Raw genomic sequence first — 20,166 nt, forward strand, 5'->3', positions numbered from 1 at the left:
TGGGCTTTTTGTTTGTTCGTCTATGTGCCTATTCAGTGATAGGGTGTAATTTCTTTCTAGAACAGGTTCTTATCACGCACTAACTCTCGAGGCAGGCCGTTTTTCACTCGATTGCCAACCCACTTACCAAGGCCAATGATTGCGCCATTGTATTTGACCAGCACTTCACCTTTGCCTGATAAGCCTTCAGGGCGAACGTCTCGTCCCATGAACCATTCGCGAGCATCTTCTATAGTGAGCTCAACGATGTTTGCTTCATTGCCTGTGGCTAATGTCGTTGCCACTTGGTGTTGCCAACGGTAGCCTTTTTTATGGGTTTCAGCGATCTTGATGCCCATGCGAGAGAAACGGAATTCACCGATCATTGGCTCCAATGCTTCAGGGAATAACCAGACGTCTTTGTCACGAGTCCAGACTTGAGTATCTGATGGTAGCTCGATATCTAATGCACTTAAAAGCTGCGCTGCAACTTCTTGGTGTGCTTTCTTCGAAGCCTTCTCGAATGGGAACTTACCTAAACGCTTTTTCACTTCTGGTGGTGTCACAGACGCTAATTTTCGGATACGAGCAACGAAGAAACCTTCAGAGTCATAAACCTGAGGGAAGATGTGTAGGAAGCCTTCTTCTGTTGTGGTTGCTTTCGCGTTGTCGAATAGGGATTCCAGAGATTCAAACTCGACCGCATCGCCAAAGGTCTCTTTTAAGTGATGACACACCTGTTGGTTTTCTTCTGTACTTAACGTACAAGTCGAGTAGACCAAAATACCATTAGGTTTTAGAGCGTGGAATGCACTTTCAATCAGGTCTTTTTGCGTGTCAGCAATCTCAACAACCGATTGATACGTCCAGTTCTTCATAGCTTCGGCATCTTTGCGGATTGTGCCTTCACCAGAGCAGGGCGCATCTAGTAATACAGCGTCGAATTGTTCAGGTAACCAGCCACCAAACACTCGACCATCAAAGTTACTGAGTGCTGCATTTCTTACGCCGCAGCGTTCAATGTTAGCGTGAAGCACTTTAACTCGGCTTGCTGCGTATTCATTGGCAACCAACACACCACGGTTGTTCATCAGCGCTGCTATTTGAGTGGTTTTAGAGCCTGGAGCCGCAGCTGTATCTAGAACTGCTTGATAGTTTTCTTCACCTTGGAAAAGAGCTGACGGTGGCATCATTGAGCTAGCTTCTTGGATGTAGAACAAGCCAGACATGTGCTCAGCAGTATTACCTAGTGGCGCTTCAGTTTCATCAGCAGTGATCCAAAAACCCGTTTCACACCAAGGTACTGGTTCCAGTTCCCAACCTTTATCTTTCGCGCGCACCAGAAAGTCTTCAACACTGATCTTAAGAGTGTTTACTCGAATACTTTTACGAAGTGGCTTTTGACAAGAAGCGACAAATGAAGCCATATCTAAATGGCTGGGCATAATGCTTTCAATATGAGTAAGGAATTCTTTTGGGATATATACGTTAGCGTGCAAAAGGGTATCTCGATTTTTAGCGTGAATGCGGGCAGTTTAAAGCAAAATGAGACTGTCCTAAACCAAATTTGCTTCAAACAATAAAAATGCAGCCCTAAGGCTGCATTTAGATGTGAATTGTCGGTTACTCGCTCAGAGAACTGGATCTATCGAGCCACGTCTATGGGTGAGGGATAGCCGTTCTCCACGATTTCCATTCGTCTTCTGCTTTAGGGTACAAGTAGAATGACTGGTCTTCTTTTGCTAAAGGCTGCAGTTCATCAGTCGGCGGTGTTGAGAAAGTAATACCACCTCTGATTAAGCTATCGACAGTACCGGCCTTGATGTTCGCACCAGACAAGCCGATAGACACATCAAAACCTGATACATTCCAGAACACACTGTTTGCACGAATTAAGTAAGCGAACTCTGGTTTGATTTGAATGGTAGAGATAATGCGATCTGCAAACTCACCAAGTTGAATGTCAATGACTGTACCGATTTCTAGCTCGCGGAACAGAATTGGCGTACCTTCTGATATCGAGCCACGGCTCTCGCTTTGTAGTGTGAAAATCTTGCCTATAGGTTGAACTGGACCATTACTTAGCTTGAATGCTGTGATTTTGTTTCCTTTACCCGGCTCAACTTTAATGTGCTTAGAAATCAGAGAAGAGACATTCTTAATCCCGTTCAGACCAATCTCCGGCTCAGCTAGCCAAAAATGGCTGCCAGCAACGGCTATCTTATCGACATACACTGGGAGGATACGAGCCGTAATCTCAATGCCACCTTTAGTGAAATCCGGAACGACTGAAGTCACTTCACCGACATTGACGCCTTGATATTTAATTGGCGTGCCTTTGCTGACTTCTTGATCACCTGAAGACGTAATCGTGATGGCTCGGCCAAACTTACGAGCAGATTTAGAGTCGTTATAGAGCTTCCAAACATCACCGAGTTTGTTGTCGATGCCCGGCAGTGAATCAAATGCAATGCCGCCTTGAATTAGAGTTTTTACCGGAGCCGCTTTGATACTAATACCAGACAAAGACGCGTCGACCTCAACACCTGAACGATTCCAAAAAACGGTATTTTTGTTTAGTAGGTGCTTGTAGCGGTTTTCGATGGTGACTTGGATTCTTACGCCGCCGTCAGCAAGCTGAAAATCACTCACACTACCGACTTGTAGGTTGCGGTAGAGTAGTGGACTACCTTTAGAAATTGACGGTAACTCACTTGCGAAGAGCGATAGTGTTTTAGAGCCAGATTGATTGAGCTTTGCAATCTCAGCGAGCGATTTGCTTTGGAAAAGTTGATAGCTTGCTCTTGTTTGATCTTTACCTTCACTTACGAAGCTAATTGAGCCTGTCAGTAGCTGCTTTGCTGGTGGAACCGTCACACTTAACCCCGACTCCGTAAGCTCAGCACTTGCACTGCCAGTTACGAAGAAGCGGTTATTGCTTTTGATAAGATGAGCGTATTGATTGTCGATCAACGCATCCATGAACACTTCGTGCTTATCGCTCCCAGTGCCAACGCCATCAACTAAACCCACTTTGATGATTGAGCCAACAGGTATGCCTTTATAGAGCAGTTGTGTGCCTACATCGAGACCAAAAGAGTTGTTCGAAGTAAGGCGAATAGCAACGGATTTTTCTTGCTCTTGACTATATTCCGTTTTGCGAATTGCAGTGAAACGTCGTGCTTTTTTACCTTCACCCGGCACTAGTGTTAAGAAGTTGCCCGTCACCAAGTTAGCGATGTTTTTCATTCCTGTCAGTGATAGTTCAGCTTCTTCGAGAATGAACTTACTGCCACTGTTAAGGAAATCACTGAACGCAGGTTGGATAGCTGCAGATGCGATGACATTTTCACGGCCTTCACTGAGTGATAAGTCGGTAATTTGCCCGATTTCGATGCCGCGGTACATGATTGGGGCGCCCGTTGCACTGATCTTATTGTCATCAGGAACAGCAATCTTAATAGAGATACCACGACCAGCGGTTTTTAGGTCTGGGTAGAGCTTGAACTTGGTGTTCATCTCAACTGGCTGACCATCTCCTGGTGAGTCTACGGCAATAGAACCACCTAACAGAGCGCTTAGGCTTTCCAAGCGGACATCAACACCAGAAAATCCAATACTTGCCCCTAAGCCACTGACGTTCCAAAAACGGCTTTGGTCGGTAATGATATGGCTGTATTCATCTTTAATAGCTGCTTGAATCGTGACTGACTTTCCGTTTTCGTTAAGTTGGTAGTTGTAGACCTCACCGATCGGAATCTTACGATACACAATCTGAGAGCCAACAGATACGCCACCCAAATCTTTTGTGGTCAGTGATATGTTCAATCCATCGGCAGCTAACAAGTCTGAAGGTGCAGACTCTAAAGCTTGGAAAACAGTTTCTGGCTCTTGTTTAGTCTCACTGGGGTGGATCGCAATGTAGTTACCGGATACCAACGCATCTAGCCCAGAAATTCCAGACAAGCTGGCTGTCGGCTTCACTAACCAAAAACGAGTACCTTTAGACAGTAGCTTTTTTGCTTCCGGATAGATATCAGCATCAACATAGATGTTAGATAAGTCTTTCGAGAGGGTAATATCGCGGACCATACCCACCTCTAAGCCTTGGTAGCGAATTGTGGTGCGTCCTGCGACCAAGCCTGCCGCATCTGAGAAGTAGATCTGCACACGCTGGCCTGCATCATGGACTGACTTCATGACTAGCCAGCCTGCAAGTGCGACGGTGAGGATCGGCAGAATCCACAAAGGAGAAATACCTTTATTTTTTCTGACTTCCGGTGAATATGATGTTTGTGATTGGTTATTGTCGTTCATTCACTGACTCATCTTTAGAGGTATAGTTATCCCAAATTAGCCTAGGATCTAAGCTTTCCGCTGCCAGCATTGTTAGAACAACAACCACGCCGAAAGCGACTGCACCATAACCTGGTGTGAAGTTTAAAATTTGTCCGCGGTCGACCAATGTCATCATTATCGAAATAACGAACAGATCCATAACGGACCATTTCCCCACCCATTTCACGATAAAATAGATGGTCATGCGTTGTCTGTGGTAAAGCGCTCCTTTCATTTGAATACAAATCAGTATGTAAGCAAGTCCAAGAATTTTGGCCACGGGAACGACAATACTCGCAATAAAAATGATGGCAGCGATGCCGTACATTTCGCTATTAATCAAAGAGGCGACACCGGAAATGATCGTATCTTCGAGTTGTTGGCCGTTTGTAATAAGAATAGATATAGGAATCACGTTCGCTGGCACAATCGCAACGGCGGCAGCAAAAAGCAGTGCCCATGTCTTTTGTATCGAGTAAGGATTGCGGTGATACAAAGCATGATGACAACGGACACAAGCGTGACCGTCAGGCTGAGAAAGGTGGCAGTTGTGACAGTGCACGTTCTTGTTTTTGGTAAAACTATATTCCGATTCTTTTGCCCACGCTTCCCAATAGCGGTGAACACTAATGCGGCTCACCAGCAACACGCTAACTAGCTGGAGTAAGATCAGGCCAATCAAACCGGGACCAACAAAAATGTCAGAGTAGTCTTGCAGCTTAAAACAGGAGATAGCTACGCTCACTAAGAACACATCCAGCATCATCCAATGTTTTAAGGTTTGAATGATAACCAACGAGTAGCGAAATGGTGTAAAGAGACCAAAGCGAAGCGAGAAGTGGCTGATTAATACAGAACTACAAACGAGCAACGGCGCTATTGAACTACAGAATAGGATGAGTAAGCCGAGTAGTGGAAAACCTTCATTCATCAAGGTAAATACGCCGGATGGCAGCGTAGCGGGGATCATCACTCCGATAAGACGAATACTAATGAAGTCAAAAAAGTGGGACGGGATAAACAGCAACAAGCAGGTTATCGCAATTGCTAGGTTTCCAGAAAGGCTAGGGGTACCACCTTGGTAAAGCTGGGTACCGCACCTCGGGCAATAGGCAGATTTTCCTAATGGGATGTCCACTTTGTCGATAGGAAGTTCACAACCCTGACATAAACGAACAGAGCTGCTGTCACTTTGATGCTTGGACGTTGATAAACCTTGGGCTAACGATGGGGAGGTCATGCGACCTCCCGCATTGAATTGTGTGTCAGTTTAGAAGTGTGGTGTATGTGATTAGGACAATAACTATCAGGCGTGCGATTGCACACTGCCATAGAGTGTTTGATATAGTCCTTGTTGTTCAACCAGTTCACCATGTGTTCCCGTCTGTGTGACTTGTCCATCTTCTAAAACATAGATTAGATCGGCTTGTTTCACCGCTGATAAACGATGAGCCACGATTAAAGTTGTGCGGTCTTTCAAAAACTCACTCAACGCTTTATGTAGTGCAGACTCTGTTGCTGTATCTAATGCTGATGTTGCTTCATCAAGAATAACAAACTTAGGGTTGCTCAGCACCATACGAGCAATGGCTAGACGTTGTCGCTGGCCACCTGAGAGTCGAACACCGTTTCTACCAATTTGAGTATCCAAGCCGTTACTTAACTGCTTGATCACGTCTTGCATTTGAGAGACATCAAGCGCACGCCACAACGACATTTCATCATAGTCAGCACCAAGGGTCAGATTATGCCTTAATGTATCGTTGAAGAGTATAGGTTGTTGTAAAACAACAGCAATTTGATTGCGTATAATATCAAAACTGATGTCATCGGTAGTTTCACCGTTATAGCGAATACATCCAGAGTCAGCTTGATAAACCCCAATCAGCAATTGGATTAGCGTGGATTTACCGCCACCACTTGACCCAACCAATGCCACTTTTCTACCAGCAGGTATGTGTAGTGAAAGGTTATTTAAAACAGTGTTTTCTATTGTGTAAGAGAATGTAACGTTATCAATGTCGACCGACACTTCTTCATCATCATTGAACGGGTTCACTTTGCTGACAGGGCGTTTCTCTTCTTGTAGTTGTAGAAGAGCATTTATACGTTGCAGCGCTGCTTTAGCGCTATACCAAGAGAATTGAATACCGAGCAGCTCTTGTACCGGGCCTAACATAAACCACAAGTAGCCGAATACAGCAAAGATTTGACCAATGGTTAAGTCACTGAACAACACCATTAGCATCGCTACCGCGCGAAACAGTTCAAAACCTAGTAAGAAAAGTAAAAAGGAAACTCTACCAGCGGCTTCTGATTGCCATGCATATTTGTCAGCATCGATTCTCACTTGGTTCGCTTGAACCTTGAGTTCATCAAGGAAAATACGTTCTTTGTTAGCTGCACGCAGTTGATAGATGCCGTCTAGTGTCTCTACCAATCGGTTTTGAAAACGTTCAAATGATTGGTTCTCGTGTTTCTTAAGGTGCTTAACTTTACTGCCTAGTTTACGTGAGAAGTAAATGACAACAGGGTTGACCAGTAGAATGAACAGGCCTAAACGCCACTCTAGCCACAATAGAACGATCGCTGTGCCGAATACAGTTAAAAAGCCGATTAGGAATTTAGACAGTGTTGAACCAATAAATTTATCAATGGTCTCTATGTCTGTGATCAAGTGAGCATTGATTCCGCCACTGCCTTTTGTCTCGTACTGTCTGATGCTAATACGACCAAGTTTGTCGATCATTTTGCTGCGCATCTTGTATGTGATGGTTTTAGAGACTAGGGTGAACTGACGCCCTTGAAGGATGTTTAGTCCTTGGCTGACTATACGCATTAAAATGACAAGTAAAAGAGTTAATGCAATATAGCCGGTAGGGGTTTGCATTGAGGTTGGCAACAGATGATTCATCATCTCAAGCCCAGATGCTGGCTGGTCGAGAAGTACCTCGTCCACCATAAGTGGCATGAGCAGTGGAATAGGGACACTGATTAGTGTCGCGAGCACCGCAATGATGTTGGCAAACACCAGTTTGGACTTGTGCTTTTTTACTTGAGTTATCAGCCAAGAACGGCTAATAGTGTCATCTGAATTGGTCATTTTAATGAGAATAAGTCCTATTTAGGTGGGTGGTCGCATTCTACTGTGTTCTCTTAATAATGGAAGTCTCAATTTAATTGGAAGTTAATAATGAAAATAGAACATTACCACCGCTTAACCAAACAAGCCGTTGCATTAATCGAATCAGAAACCGATATGATCGCAAATTTGTCAAATATCAGTGCATTACTGTCGATGGAACTTGACAATCTTAACTGGGCAGGCTTTTACTTAATGAAGGGCGATGAATTGGTTCTTGGTCCATTTCAAGGTAAGCCTGCATGTGTGCGTATTCCTGTTGGCCGTGGTGTATGTGGTACGGCAGTGGCAATGAACTCTGTTCAACGTATATACGACGTGCATGAGTTTGAGGGTCACATTGCTTGTGATGCGGCAAGTAACTCAGAAATCGTAATTCCGTTTTCGATTGATGGAAAAGTAGCGGGTGTGCTTGATATCGATAGCCCAAATGTTGGTCGATTTAGCGAAATTGACGAGGAAGGACTGACGTTTTTCATGGCTGAAGTGGAAAAGCTGCTTAATTCGCACGCGAACAATGCATAAATTATTCTGTTACTGTGGTTTTTCCCAAGCATCTCTCTATAATACGTGAAAAATATTTTCTTAATGCTCGCGGAAAACCGCAAAAACCAGGAACCCACATGGAAAACACTGAAAAGTTAAAAAACAGCAAAGAAGTTATCGCATATATTGCTGAATGTTTCCCTAAATGCTTTACTTTAGAAGGTGAAGCGAAGCCACTTAAAATTGGTATTTTTCAAGATCTTGCTGAACGTCTAAATGAAGACGACAAAGTAAGTAAGACACAGCTTCGTGCAGCGTTAAGACAGTACACATCATCATGGCGTTACCTGCACGGCGTAAAAGCTGGTGCAGAGCGTGTTGATCTAGACGGCAACGCGTGTGGCACACTAGAAGAAGAGCACGTTGAGCACGCTAAAGCTACACTTGCAGAAAGCAAAGCTAAAGTTCAAGCTCGTCGTAAAGAGCAAGCACAAAAAGCTCGTGAAGAAGGCAAAGCGAAACCTAAGGCGAAGAAAGCTCCACAGCCTCGTCGCCAAGCGCCTAAAGCACCAAAAGTAGAAAAGCCTGTAGAAACACGCGCTTTGAACGTTGACGAATTCATCGCTGGCAAAGAAGTAAATGTGAACATGGGTAAAGGAAACATGGCTGCGACCATTGTTGAAATCAATAAGGAAGATGTACGTGTTCAGTTAGCAAACGGCCTACAAATGGTTGTTAAAGCGGAGCACTTGCGCGCTTAAAGGAGATACTCCTACGCATGAAATGCCGTTCAAAATTGACACTGATTGCTGCTAGCTTTTTGCTAGCAGCTTCAGCTCAGGCTCTTGAAGCCAAATTAAATCAGGACGATTTACCTCTACTCGCTCCTGAAGTCCAACACGAAACTGCTAGTAAACGTGTTACTTCTCGATTGACTCGTTCCCACTATAAACACTTCAATCTCAACGACGATTTTTCTCAAGCTATCTTTAATCGTTACTTAGAGATGCTAGATTACAATCGTAATATCTTCACTCAAGCTGATGTTGACTCTTTCTCTGCGGCATCGAAACAAATTGATGACCAGTTAAAAGCAGGCAACAACCAGATAGCTTTCGATGTTTACAATTTGTCTATGCAGAAGCGTTTTGAACGTTTTCAGTATGCACTGTCTTTGCTCGATAACGAGATTAAGTTCGATACCGATGAAACTATTGAACTGAATCGTAGTAAGGCTGCATGGCCGAAAGATATTGCTGAAGTGAATGAGCTTTGGAGAAAGCGCGTTAAATACGACGCATTGAATCTAAAACTGACTGGTAAAGAATGGCCAGAAATTCAAGAAGTTTTGGAAAAGCGTTACAACAATGCGATGAAGCGTATCACACAATCGCATAACGAAGATGCATTCCAGATCTACATGAACGCATTTGCGCGAGAGGTTGACCCTCATACTAGTTATCTTTCTCCGAGAAATGCAGAGCAATTCCAATCTGAGATGAACCTATCTCTGGAAGGGATTGGTGCTGTGCTTCAAATGACAGACGACTACACCGTTATTCGTTCTTTAGTTGCTGGTGGACCTGCATCTAACAGTAAGCAGTTGAGTGATGGCGACCGCATTGTAGGTGTTGGTCAAGATGGCGAAGAGATTGTTGATGTTATCGGCTGGCGTTTAGATGATGTAGTGCAACTTATCAAAGGCCCGAAAGGTACTAAAGTTAAGCTGCAGATTTTGCCTGAAGGTAAAGATGTAAAAAGTCACGTTGTCACAATTGTCCGTGACAAGATTCGTTTAGAAGACCGCGCTGTTAAATCAGAAGTTATCGAGAAAGATGGTAAGAAGATTGGTGTACTTGAAGTACCAAGCTTCTACGTTGGTCTTTCGAAAGATACTGACAAGTTGATTACTGAGCTTAAAGAGCAAGGTGTTGAAGGTATTATTGTCGATCTTCGTAATAACGGTGGTGGTGCACTGACCGAAGCAACGGAGCTCTCTGGTCTATTTATCAAAGAGGGACCTGTTGTCCAAGTTCGTGACAGCTATGGTCGTGTCAAAGTGAACAGTGACACCGATGGTAAGATTAGCTACCAAGGGCCGCTAACGGTTTTAGTTAATCGCTACAGTGCATCGGCATCTGAGATCTTTGCTGCAGCAATGCAAGATTACGGTAGAGCGATTATTCTAGGCGAAAACTCTTTTGGTAAAGGAACGGTACAACAGCACCGCTCTTTGAATCATATTTATGATTTATTTGACAAAGAGTTGGGCTATGTTCAGTACACAATTCAGAAATTCTACCGTATCAACGGTGGCAGTACGCAAAACAAAGGGGTAGTCCCTGATATTGCTTACCCGACGCCGATTGATCCAGCAGATACCGGTGAAAGTGTTGAAGATAACGCACTACCTTGGGATAGTATCGACAAAGCGAAATACTCAGTGTTACAGCGTAATGACGAGCAAATAGCTGCGTTAACGGCTAAACACCAAGCTCGTATCGCGACAGACATGGAATTTGGCTTTATCGTGCAAGATATTGAAAAATATAAGGCAGATAAAGACGACAACGAACTTTCTTTGAATGAAAAAGTTCGCCAACAAGAGAGTGACGATGCGGAAGCACTTCGTTTAGAACGTATCAATCAACGTCAAAAAGCTGCTGACTTAGAGCTGTTTAAAACTTTGGATGATGTTCCTAACGATTATGAAGCGCCAGACGCTTATCTTGATGAGTCGGTTGCAATCATGCTAGATATGATCAACAAATAAGTTTACTTCCTGTTGAAATTAAAAAGCGAGCTTAGGCTCGCTTTTTTTATATATTCGGACTGATATATCTTTATCTACTTGTTTATTCTGGTTTTTATTGAACATTAGTGAGGGAGTACCCCGTGAGTTTTCTAGATTTCCATTTGGTTAATAATGACATTTAAGTTACTTTGCATTTAAAATTTGGTGACTTGGATCATATTTTTTCGCTTTCTAATCATTACGTGCCTAAGCTTAAAGAAAACGAGGGGACGCTTATGAAATGGATTCTATTATTTTTATCTTGTTTAAGTTTCGTTGCTTTTGGGAGCGAAGTTGCTCCTAATGGTCAACAATCAAAAAGTGACAGCAATCTATCCCATTTTGATCTCCCTTTGTTGCTCGGTGATTGGTATCTGATGAATCCGGATCCAGAACAAGGCACTGAAAACTTTAGAGCAATCAAGTTGACTCTCGATTCAAACTACTCGTTTACTATCGATATCCAGAAAAAAGATTATAGTGTCGACCATTGGGGAGGTTTATATAACGCCAATGAAGACACAATCATTTTGGGGCTGAATACATCCGAGCCGCAAGTCTACTCATACAGCAGTAATCACAACATGCTAAACCTCAACGGTGTAATGTTTACAAAAGCATTACCTAATGCCCTGGCGGGAATTTGGTCGAGTTCAGAGCTGTCCGGCAGTGACTTAAGAGCGAGCAATATTCAGAAGATGGATTTGGTCCTTCAGCCTGACTTTATATTCATGTTCCGTGTCTCTGATGATGCGGGCAGCGAAGTGATTCGTCGTGGTGTCTACTACACGGAAGGGGATCAACTGGTTCTGCTTTACGAAGATGGAGAACATGGTACTCGTTACACGTTAAACAGTGATGTACTAACGCTCCAAGGTGAGGAGGGAGACATGTTTGCGGTGCTGAATCGTATTCGTTAAATGTCGTTGTGGTCTCTGAGAACCGAGGGTGTTGATAATATGGTTTCAGGTTGTTTATTAGGCGTTCCTTTCTGATTTGATTGATAAAATAACAAAACATGGAGGCATTTTCTAACAATGCCTCCTTTTTTTAACATTCCTCTTGTGTTCTCGGCGTTCAACCTTTAGATATATAAAGTTAAAAATAATTACGTATAACGATCAAAAGGAACTCGTCATGGCACATACACCTCAAGCCAAATATCGTAAAGACTATCAATCACCATCTCATACTATTTCTGAAATCGATCTGACCTTCGATTTGTACGATTCAGCATCCATCATCACAGCGGTTTCTAGTGTTAAGCAAGAGAAAGACAGCTCGACATTAGTATTGGATGGAGAAGGTTTGAAGTTGTTTTCTGTTTTGGTTGATGGTCAAGAGTGGTCGCAATATGAACAGTCTGAAACTCAACTTACGTTAAACGAACTTCCAAAAGAATTTACGCTAAAGGTCGTTACTGAAGTTAATCCTGAAGGGAACACGGCTCTAGAAGGCCTTTATAAGTCTGGCGGCGCGTTCTGTACTCAGTGTGAAGCGGAAGGTTTCCGTCGTATCACTTACTACATGGATCGTCCTGATGTATTGGCAAAGTTCACGACTACTGTTATTGCGGACAAAGCAGAAAACCCATTCTTATTAAGTAATGGTAACCGTGTTGATGAAGGTGAGGCAGAAAATGGTCGTCACTGGGTTAAATGGCAAGACCCGCACCCGAAACCAGCATACCTTTTTGCTCTAGTAGCAGGTGATTTCGATGTGCTTCGAGATGCCTACACCACGCAATCGGGCCGTAAAGTTGACCTAGAAATCTTTGTTGATAAAGGCAACCTAGATCGTGCAAACCATGCAATGGTGTCTTTGATTAACTCAATGAAGTGGGATGAAGAGCGCTTTAACTTAGAGTACGACCTTGATATCTACATGATCGTAGCGGTTGATTTCTTCAACATGGGTGCGATGGAGAACAAAGGTCTCAACGTATTCAACTCTAAGTTTGTTTTAGCGAACGACCAAACAGCAACGGATACCGATTACTTAGGTATTGAAGCGGTAATTGGTCACGAATACTTCCATAACTGGACGGGTAACCGAGTGACTTGTCGTGATTGGTTCCAATTGAGTCTGAAAGAAGGTTTAACCGTATTCCGTGACCAAGAGTTCTCTTCGGATCTTGGTTCTCGCGCAGTAAACCGTATAAACAACGTACGTATTATTCGTGGCCCTCAGTTCGCAGAAGATGCGAGCCCAATGTCTCACCCAATTCGCCCAGAAAAAGTGATAGAAATGAATAACTTCTATACTCTGACAGTGTACGAAAAGGGCAGCGAAGTGATTCGTATGATTCATACATTACTGGGCGAAGAAGGTTTCCAAAAAGGCATGAAGCTTTACTTCGAACGCCACGATGGTACGGCAGCAACGTGTGAAGATTTCGTCGCAGCAATGGAAGATTCATCGGGCGTTGATCTGTCTCAGTTCCGCTTATGGTACTGCCAATCTGGTACACCGACTCTGTCTGTAGAAAGCCATTACGACGCAGATAAAAAACAGTACATACTAAAAACTCGCCAGATAACCGCGCCAACGCATGAGCAAGCTGAAAAGCAAGCCCTGCATATTCCTCTAGACATCGAACTGTACACAGCGACGGGTGATGTGATTGAGTTACAATGTAACGGCGAGCCAGTTCACAATGTATTAGATGTGAAAGAAGCTGAACAGACCTTCATGTTCGAGAACGTAAGCGAGAAACCAGTGCCATCATTGCTGCGTGAATTCTCTGCACCAGTAAAACTTGAATACGACTATTCTGATGAAGAGCTAATGTTCTTAATGGTGAATGCGCGCAATGAGTTTTCTCGTTGGGATGCGGGTCAAATGCTATTGGCTAAGTACATTCGCAGTAACGTTGAGAACGTTCAACAAGCTCAGAAGTTTGAATTATCAGCCTCTGTTGTTGATGCATTCCGCGGCGTACTACTGAGTGATTCGCTAGAGCCGGCATTCATCGCAGAAATGCTTTCACTACCAAGCCACAATGAAGTGTCAGGCTGGTATGAGCGTGTTGATATTGATGCTGTCGCTTCTGTGCTTAACTCGATGAAGGTGACGCTAGCAGCAGAGCTTGAAGATGAGTTGGCTGCGGTTTATCACAGCCATGCGCTAACGGGCTATACAATTGATCACGACTCAATTGGTAAGCGTACTTTGCGTAAAGTTTGTCTAAGCTACTTAGCTCATACAGAGCAGGGTAACGACCTGGTTGTTGAGATGTATAAAACAGCAAACAACATGACTGACACTATGGCTGCAATGGGTGCGGCTAACAGTGCAAAATTGCTTTGTCGTGAAAGCTTGATGGCAGATTACAGCGACAAGTGGAAGCATGATGGTCTTGTTATGGATAAATGGTTTGCGCTGCAAGGTACCAACCCAAGCTCAAATGCACTTGAAGTGATCAAAGAGTCTATGTCACATCAGGCATTCAGCTTGAAGAACCCGAACCGCACACGTAACTTAATTGGTTCATTCTTTAACATGAACCCGGTTCAATTCCATGATAAGTCGGGACAGGGTTATGCGTTTGCTGGTGAGATCTTACGTGAACTAAACAGCAGTAACCCGCAAGTTGCTTCGCGTCTGATTGATCCACTGCTTAAGTTCCGTAAGTATGATGACGAGCGTCAAGCACTTATTAAAACAGAGCTTGAGAAGTTGAAGAACATGGATAATCTTGCAAAAGACCTGTTTGAGAAAGTAACAAAAGCACTAGAAGCTTAAGTGAAGAACTCAATAGTGTGAGCAGCTTGCTAATAAGCGGTTTACTCATATAGAAAACTCATCAGTGGTAGAGAGCATCTACCACTGATTTTTATTATGGGGAATCGAAATGTAAGTAAGCTAAAGTTAACTCCCTAGAATTTTAGACAGAACGTTTGTACAGTTAGACATCGTTAAGTGCCAAAAAACAATGGCACTGTACATTTATACAGGTATCGTATGAATCACTATATTTTCCAACTCAACATCTCATATCAGCAATTTTTGGCCAGTTATTCGGGAGCAGCAAGTCAAGTTCAAGTAATAACAACAACAGGATTGCGCATACAGTTAAATGCAACTCGATTCAGACCTTTTCTTACACAAATAGGGGTTAGAGGGCAATTTAGACTGACAACTGACCAAAAAAATAAGTTTATCAAGTTGGAAGCTCTGTAAAGCTTGGCATACCTAGTGAGTTAAAAGGAATCTTAATCACATAATCAAACATTTCACCTCCTACCACAGTTAAAACAATTAACCATTTTTCAATAATGCTTTTACAATGAACCAATGCATTACCTTTGCTTAACTCGTTAGTAGACAAGCGCTCAACGGCGTAATTCAAACACCAGATTAAGTGATACCCCTAATAATAAAATACAATACTAATTGTGGAGTGTGACTATGACCGCACGTGAAACTGTGGTTCCAGTTTTACTTGAAAAAGTTTACAAGCTGATTCAAGACAAACTTGACCTTGCTCATCGACCTCTCGTAACTCAACTTGCTCAACACTTGTTTAGTAACGTTTCTCACGACGACCTGACTCAGAGAAACGAATCCGATTTATATGGTGCTGTAGTTAGCTTATGGCACCACATCAACGAAAAGAAAGCCGACGAAATCTCGGTACGCGTTTTCAACCCGACGGTAAGTCGTCAAGGTTGGCAGTCTACTCACACTATCGTTGAGATAGTGGTACCAGATAGCCCATTCCTTGTTGATTCTGTAAAAATGGCACTTACTCGCCTAGATCTTTCTTCTCACCTTATGTTGCATAATCCAACACAAATCTCTCGTTCTGATTCAGGAAGCGTAGAGGGTGTGAGCAGTGGCGAGGGTGTTTTCCAATCTCTATTCCATATTGAGGTTGACCGTTTGAGCAGCAAAGCTGAAATGACGGCATTGAAAACAGAACTTCTAGACATTTTCACCGATACAAGCTTAGTGGTTAACGACTGGCTTAAAATGGTTGAAAAACTGAAAGAAGTAACAGACCTGGTTGAGCAGCAGAAAGACACCATTCCAGTAGACGGCCAACGTTTCGATGAGACGTTGGCGTTTCTTCGTTGGTTAGGTGAACACAACTTTACATTCATGGGTTATAAGGAATATGACCTAGTTTCAGTTAATGGCGATACTGAGCTGCAACCGACCAAGGAGCAAGGTCTTGGTTTGTTTGCGAATTCAGATCGTGTGCGTAACGTTAAGTTGTCTGAATTTTCTGACTCTGCACGTCTAGAAGCGAAAAAGCCATATGTACTTATCGTAACCAAGGGCAACACGGCTTCACGCATTCACCGCCCAGCTTATAATGATTACATCGGTATTAAGAAGTTCGATAAGAACGGTAAGGTTATTGGTGAGCATCGCTTTACTGGTCTTTACACCTCTGCGGTTTATAACCAAACCGTTGAAACCATCCCTCTAGTTCGTGAGAAAGTAGAACGAATCTTGGATGCAAGTGGTTACCGTGAAGGTTCATATTCATACAAAGCGCTACACAACATTCTTGAAAACTACCCACGTGATGAACTGCTTCAAGCTCGAGAAGAGGAGTTACTTGAAGTAGGTACCGGTGTTGTGCAAATGCAAGACCGTGATCTTCTACGTTTGTTTGTACGCAAAGACCCTTTTGGACGTTTCTTTAGCTGTATGGTTTACGTAACAAAAGATCGTTACAACACCGAGCTTCGTCGCCAAACTCAGCGCATCTTGAAGCAATACTTTGGCTGTGAAGAAGAAGTTGAATTTACAACGTATTTCTCTGAAAGCCCGCTGGCAAGAACACACTATATTGTTCGTGTTGATAACAACAACATGAATGTGGACGTGAAAACAATCGAGCAAAATTTAATGGAAGTATCGTCTACGTGGGATGACCGTCTATCTGAATCCATCATTGCAAACTTCGGTGAGAGCAAAGGTCTTCCATTGTCGAAAGAGTACATGCGTGCATTCCCACGTTCGTACAAAGAAGACATGATGCCCGGTTCTGCTGTTGCAGATATTGAGCGCTTAGAAGCACTATGTGAAGATAATAAACTTGGTATGCTTTTCTACCGTCCTCAGGAAGAAGCGGCAGACTCGAAAGCAGTTCGCTTAAAGCTGTTCTATCACAGTGCAGAGCCAATCCACCTTTCTGATGTGATGCCAATGCTTGAGAACTTTGGCTTGCGTGTTATTGGTGAGTCACCATATGAAGTTCGTAAGACTAACGGTACTACTTATTGGATCTTAGATTTCTCTATGCTTCATAAGAGTGACCAAACGATTGATCTTCGTGAAGCTCGTGATCTTTTCCAACAAGCATTTGCAGCAATCTGGGCTGGTGAATTAGATAGCGATGGCTTTAACCGTTTGGTACTAGGTGCAGGTCTATCTGGTCGTGAAATCTCAATTTTACGTGCTTATGCTCGCTACATGCGTCAAGTTGGTTTCCCATTCAGTCAACAATACATTGAAGACACCTTGTCTCACTACCCAGATTTAGCTAAAGGTCTAGTCAGCTTATTCGGCAAGCGTTTTGATCCTAAACTCAAGGGCAGCGCGAAGGGCCAACAAGATCTTATCAAGAAGATCACTGAACAACTCGATCATGTTGAAAGCTTGGATGATGATCGTATCATTCGTCGCTACATGGAGATGATCACTGCAACACTTCGTACTAACTACTACCAAGTAGACGAGAACAAGCAAGCTAAGCCTTGGTTGGCTCTGAAAATGAGACCAAGCGAGATTCCAGATATCCCAGCTCCAGTGCCTGCGTTTGAAATCTTCGTATACGCACCAGATATTGAAGGTGTTCACCTACGTGGCGGTAAAGTGGCTCGTGGTGGCCTTCGTTGGTCAGACCGTCAAGAAGATTTCCGTACCGAGATTCTGGGCCTAGTTAAAGCACAACAAGTTAAGAACACGGTAATTGTACCTGTAGGTGCAAAAGGTGGTTTCGTTTGTAAACGTCAGCACACTATGTCTGGCCGTGACGAGATCTTTGCTGAAGGGCAACGTTGTTACAAGCGCTTCATCCGTGCACTACTAGACGTATCAGACAACATCATTGAAGGTGAGGTTATCCCACCTAAGAATGTGGTTCGTCATGATGAAGATGACCCGTACTTAGTTGTTGCAGCCGATAAAGGTACAGCAACGTTCTCTGACTTAGCGAACTCTGTATCTGAGGAGTACAACTTCTGGTTAGGTGATGCGTTTGCTTCGGGTGGCTCTAACGGTTACGACCACAAAGCAATGGGTATCACAGCAAAAGGTGGTTGGGAATCGGTTAAGCGTCACTTCCGTGAAATGGGCATTAACTGCCAGACTACAGACTTCACTGCTATCGGTGTTGGTGATATGGCAGGTGACGTATTTGGTAATGGTATGCTGCTATCTAAGCACATCCGTCTACAAGCGGCATTTAACCACATGCACATCTTCATTGATCCGAATCCAGATTCAGCATCAAGCTGGGTTGAGCGTGATCGTTTGTTCAATTTACCTCGCTCAAGCTGGGAAGATTACAACAAAGAACTGATTTCTCAGGGTGGTGGCATTTTCTCTCGTCGAGCTAAGTCTATCTCTCTAACGCCTGAAATTCAGAAAATGCTGGGCACCAAGAAAGCATCAATGGCGCCAAATGATTTGATCAAAGCGATCTTATCTATGGAAGTCGATCTACTTTGGAATGGTGGTATTGGTACTTACGTTAAGTCTTCAAATGAAACTCATACTGATGTTGGCGACCGTGCTAACGACGTGTTGCGTATCAATGGAGGCGATTTGAAAGCAAAAGTTGTGGGTGAAGGCGGTAACTTAGGTATGACTCAATTGGGTCGTATTGAATATGCGCTTACCGGCGGCCGAGTGAACACAGACTTTGTTGATAACGTGGGTGGTGTTGACTGTTCAGATAACGAAGTGAACATTAAGATCTTCTTGAATGGCTTGGTGTCTAATGGTGATCTAACGGTTAAGCAACGTAACCAAGTTCTAGAGTCTATGGAAGATGAAGTTGGTGAGATTGTACTTGATGACGCGTACTGCCAAGCTGAGTCTATTTCGGTGACTGAACATCAGGGGGTGAGTTTAGTTAAAGAGCAAATCCGCTTCATTCATACAATGGAGAAAGCAGGGTATCTGGATCGTGGCCTAGAATACATACCAGATGACGAAACTCTGTTAGAGCGTGAGAAGCAAGGTCAAGGTCTGACACGACCAGAGCTATCTGTATTGATCGCTTACGGTAAGATGGTTCTGAAAGAAGATCTTGTGAGCGACGATATTGCGAATGATGAGTTCCATGCTCAACAATTGATGCAATACTTCCCTACTGAGTTACGCCGTAACTACTCTCAACACATGGATAATCATCCACTGCGTGCAGAAATCATTGCTACTGCACTTGCTAACCAAATGGTTAACGAGATGGGTTGTAACTTCATCACTCGTCTGCAAGAAGAGACGGGTGCAAACATTGTCGATATTGCCAATGCTTACGCGGCATCACGTGAAATCTATGGTTTGGGTCAAGTGCTTAAGAGCATCCGTGAACTGGATAATATCGCTTGCTCACAGGCTCAATATGAGTTGCTATACCACGTACGTCGTACACTGCGCCGTTTGACTCGTTGGTTGCTAAGAAACCGTACTGGCAAGCAATCTGTGAAAGCACTAGTTGAACTTTACCAAGGCGATGTAGTAGCTATTACTGAGAAACTGGATGAAAATCTAGTTGCTGCAGAAGTAGAAGAACATAAATCAATGGCGCAAGTATGGATTGAGCAAGGCGTAACCGCTGAATTAGCGAATTCAGTTGCGCGTCTGTCTAGCTTGTACTCAGCACTGGATATATCCACAGTAGCTCGTGAAACGGGTAAAACAGTACAACAAGCGTCTAGACTTTACTTCAATCTGGGCGACCGTTTGTCTCTGCATTGGTTCTTGAAGCAAATCAATGGTCAAGCAGTCGATAACAACTGGCAAGCATTGGCACGTGCTGCATTCAGAGAAGATCTGGATTGGCAACAACGCCAGCTAACGGGTCAGGTACTTAACTGTAGTTGTGGTTCAGAGCTTGATGTGATTAAAGCGCTCGATGAGTGGATGGAAAGTAACTCTGTTTCTCTACACCGCTGGGAAAGCATCCTGAACGAATTCAAAGTGGGTTCTGTGCATGAATTTGCTAAGTTCTCAGTTGCGCTACGTGAATTGATGCTACTGAATCTAAACTGCATGTCTAAAGACTAACGATTAGGTAGACAGTAATAAAGGGCAGGCCATTTGGTCTGCCTTTTTCGTTTTGGGGTGCGATTAGTTTGGGCTTAGAGAGTGTCAGTCAATTCACAGTGGACTAAAGTGATTCGTGGGAAAGTGAAGTAGAGGTACATGATATGCTCATTATACGATAACGTTTGCTTAATAA

General features: G+C 43.5%; 11 protein-coding genes. 7 read left to right on the forward strand and 4 right to left on the reverse strand.

Annotated elements, in window-relative coordinates:
* Positions 1 to 56: 56 nt before the first annotated feature.
* From rsmF to ACTRWI_RS09060, 4 genes are all read right to left on the reverse strand, one after another.
* A complete protein-coding gene (gene rsmF / locus ACTRWI_RS09045; RefSeq protein WP_499130669.1) occupies positions 57 to 1,478 on the reverse strand; it encodes a 16S rRNA (cytosine(1407)-C(5))-methyltransferase RsmF in 1,422 nt (473 codons plus the stop codon).
* Between the two features lie 160 nt (positions 1,479 to 1,638).
* Positions 1,639 to 4,296, reverse strand: a complete 2,658-nt coding sequence (locus ACTRWI_RS09050; protein WP_499130670.1) for a PqiB family protein — start codon at positions 4,294 to 4,296, stop codon at positions 1,639 to 1,641.
* Positions 4,283 to 5,557, reverse strand: coding sequence for a PqiA/YebS family transporter subunit (locus ACTRWI_RS09055; protein WP_499130672.1), 1,275 nt, complete (start codon positions 5,555 to 5,557; stop codon positions 4,283 to 4,285). The genes ACTRWI_RS09050 and ACTRWI_RS09055 overlap by 14 nt, the downstream gene beginning before the upstream one ends.
* Positions 5,558 to 5,623: 66 nt before the next feature.
* Positions 5,624 to 7,420: an ABC transporter ATP-binding protein gene (locus ACTRWI_RS09060; RefSeq protein ID WP_499130674.1), complete on the reverse strand. Its 1,797-nt coding sequence runs from the start codon at positions 7,418 to 7,420 to the stop codon at positions 5,624 to 5,626.
* A 90-nt stretch (positions 7,421 to 7,510) separates the two neighbouring features.
* On the opposite strand from ACTRWI_RS09060, the gene ACTRWI_RS09065 reads away from it, so the two are divergent.
* The 7 genes from ACTRWI_RS09065 to ACTRWI_RS09095 all read left to right on the forward strand — a co-directional run bounded on the left by ACTRWI_RS09065 (position 7,511) and on the right by ACTRWI_RS09095 (position 19,991).
* Positions 7,511 to 7,984, forward strand: coding sequence for a GAF domain-containing protein (locus ACTRWI_RS09065; RefSeq protein ID WP_499130676.1), 474 nt, complete (start codon positions 7,511 to 7,513; stop codon positions 7,982 to 7,984).
* A 98-nt stretch (positions 7,985 to 8,082) separates the two neighbouring features.
* A complete protein-coding gene (proQ, locus tag ACTRWI_RS09070; protein WP_499130677.1) occupies positions 8,083 to 8,706 on the forward strand; it encodes an RNA chaperone ProQ in 624 nt (207 codons plus the stop codon).
* A gap of 17 nt (positions 8,707 to 8,723) precedes the next feature.
* Positions 8,724 to 10,718 carry a carboxy terminal-processing peptidase gene (gene prc / locus ACTRWI_RS09075; protein WP_499130679.1) on the forward strand — a complete coding sequence of 665 codons (1,995 nt, stop codon included), beginning with the start codon at positions 8,724 to 8,726 and terminating at the stop codon, positions 10,716 to 10,718.
* A 257-nt stretch (positions 10,719 to 10,975) separates the two neighbouring features.
* Positions 10,976 to 11,659, forward strand: a complete 684-nt coding sequence (locus tag ACTRWI_RS09080; RefSeq protein WP_499130681.1) for a hypothetical protein — start codon at positions 10,976 to 10,978, stop codon at positions 11,657 to 11,659.
* 217 nt (positions 11,660 to 11,876) lie between these two features.
* A complete protein-coding gene (gene pepN / locus ACTRWI_RS09085; protein WP_499130682.1) occupies positions 11,877 to 14,483 on the forward strand; it encodes an aminopeptidase N in 2,607 nt (868 codons plus the stop codon).
* Positions 14,484 to 14,702: 219 nt separating this feature from the next.
* Positions 14,703 to 14,921 (forward strand): DUF2835 domain-containing protein, encoded by a 219-nt coding sequence (locus ACTRWI_RS09090; RefSeq protein ID WP_499130683.1) that lies wholly within the window; start codon positions 14,703 to 14,705, stop codon positions 14,919 to 14,921.
* A 228-nt stretch (positions 14,922 to 15,149) separates the two neighbouring features.
* Positions 15,150 to 19,991, forward strand: coding sequence for an NAD-glutamate dehydrogenase (locus ACTRWI_RS09095; RefSeq protein ID WP_499130684.1), 4,842 nt, complete (start codon positions 15,150 to 15,152; stop codon positions 19,989 to 19,991).
* Positions 19,992 to 20,166: the final 175 nt, after the last annotated feature.

It is taken from the genome of Pseudoalteromonas sp. G5_S1_14_S5, from assembly GCF_054968605.1.

Bases quoted from the DNA above. Each gene is read 5' to 3' on its own strand.
- proQ (WP_499130677.1), top strand. From the start codon at position 8,083: ATGGAAAACACTGAAAAGTTAAAAAACAGCAAAGAAGTTATCGCATAT.
- ACTRWI_RS09090 (WP_499130683.1), top strand. From the start codon at position 14,703: ATGAATCACTATATTTTCCAACTCAACATCTCATATCAGCAATTTTTG.
- prc (WP_499130679.1), top strand. From the start codon at position 8,724: ATGAAATGCCGTTCAAAATTGACACTGATTGCTGCTAGCTTTTTGCTA.
- ACTRWI_RS09060 (WP_499130674.1), bottom strand. From the start codon at position 7,420: ATGACCAATTCAGATGACACTATTAGCCGTTCTTGGCTGATAACTCAA.
- ACTRWI_RS09095 (WP_499130684.1), top strand. From the start codon at position 15,150: ATGACCGCACGTGAAACTGTGGTTCCAGTTTTACTTGAAAAAGTTTAC.
- pepN (WP_499130682.1), top strand. From the start codon at position 11,877: ATGGCACATACACCTCAAGCCAAATATCGTAAAGACTATCAATCACCA.
- ACTRWI_RS09050 (WP_499130670.1), bottom strand. From the start codon at position 4,296: ATGAACGACAATAACCAATCACAAACATCATATTCACCGGAAGTCAGA.
- ACTRWI_RS09055 (WP_499130672.1), bottom strand. From the start codon at position 5,557: ATGACCTCCCCATCGTTAGCCCAAGGTTTATCAACGTCCAAGCATCAA.
- ACTRWI_RS09080 (WP_499130681.1), top strand. From the start codon at position 10,976: ATGAAATGGATTCTATTATTTTTATCTTGTTTAAGTTTCGTTGCTTTT.
- ACTRWI_RS09065 (WP_499130676.1), top strand. From the start codon at position 7,511: ATGAAAATAGAACATTACCACCGCTTAACCAAACAAGCCGTTGCATTA.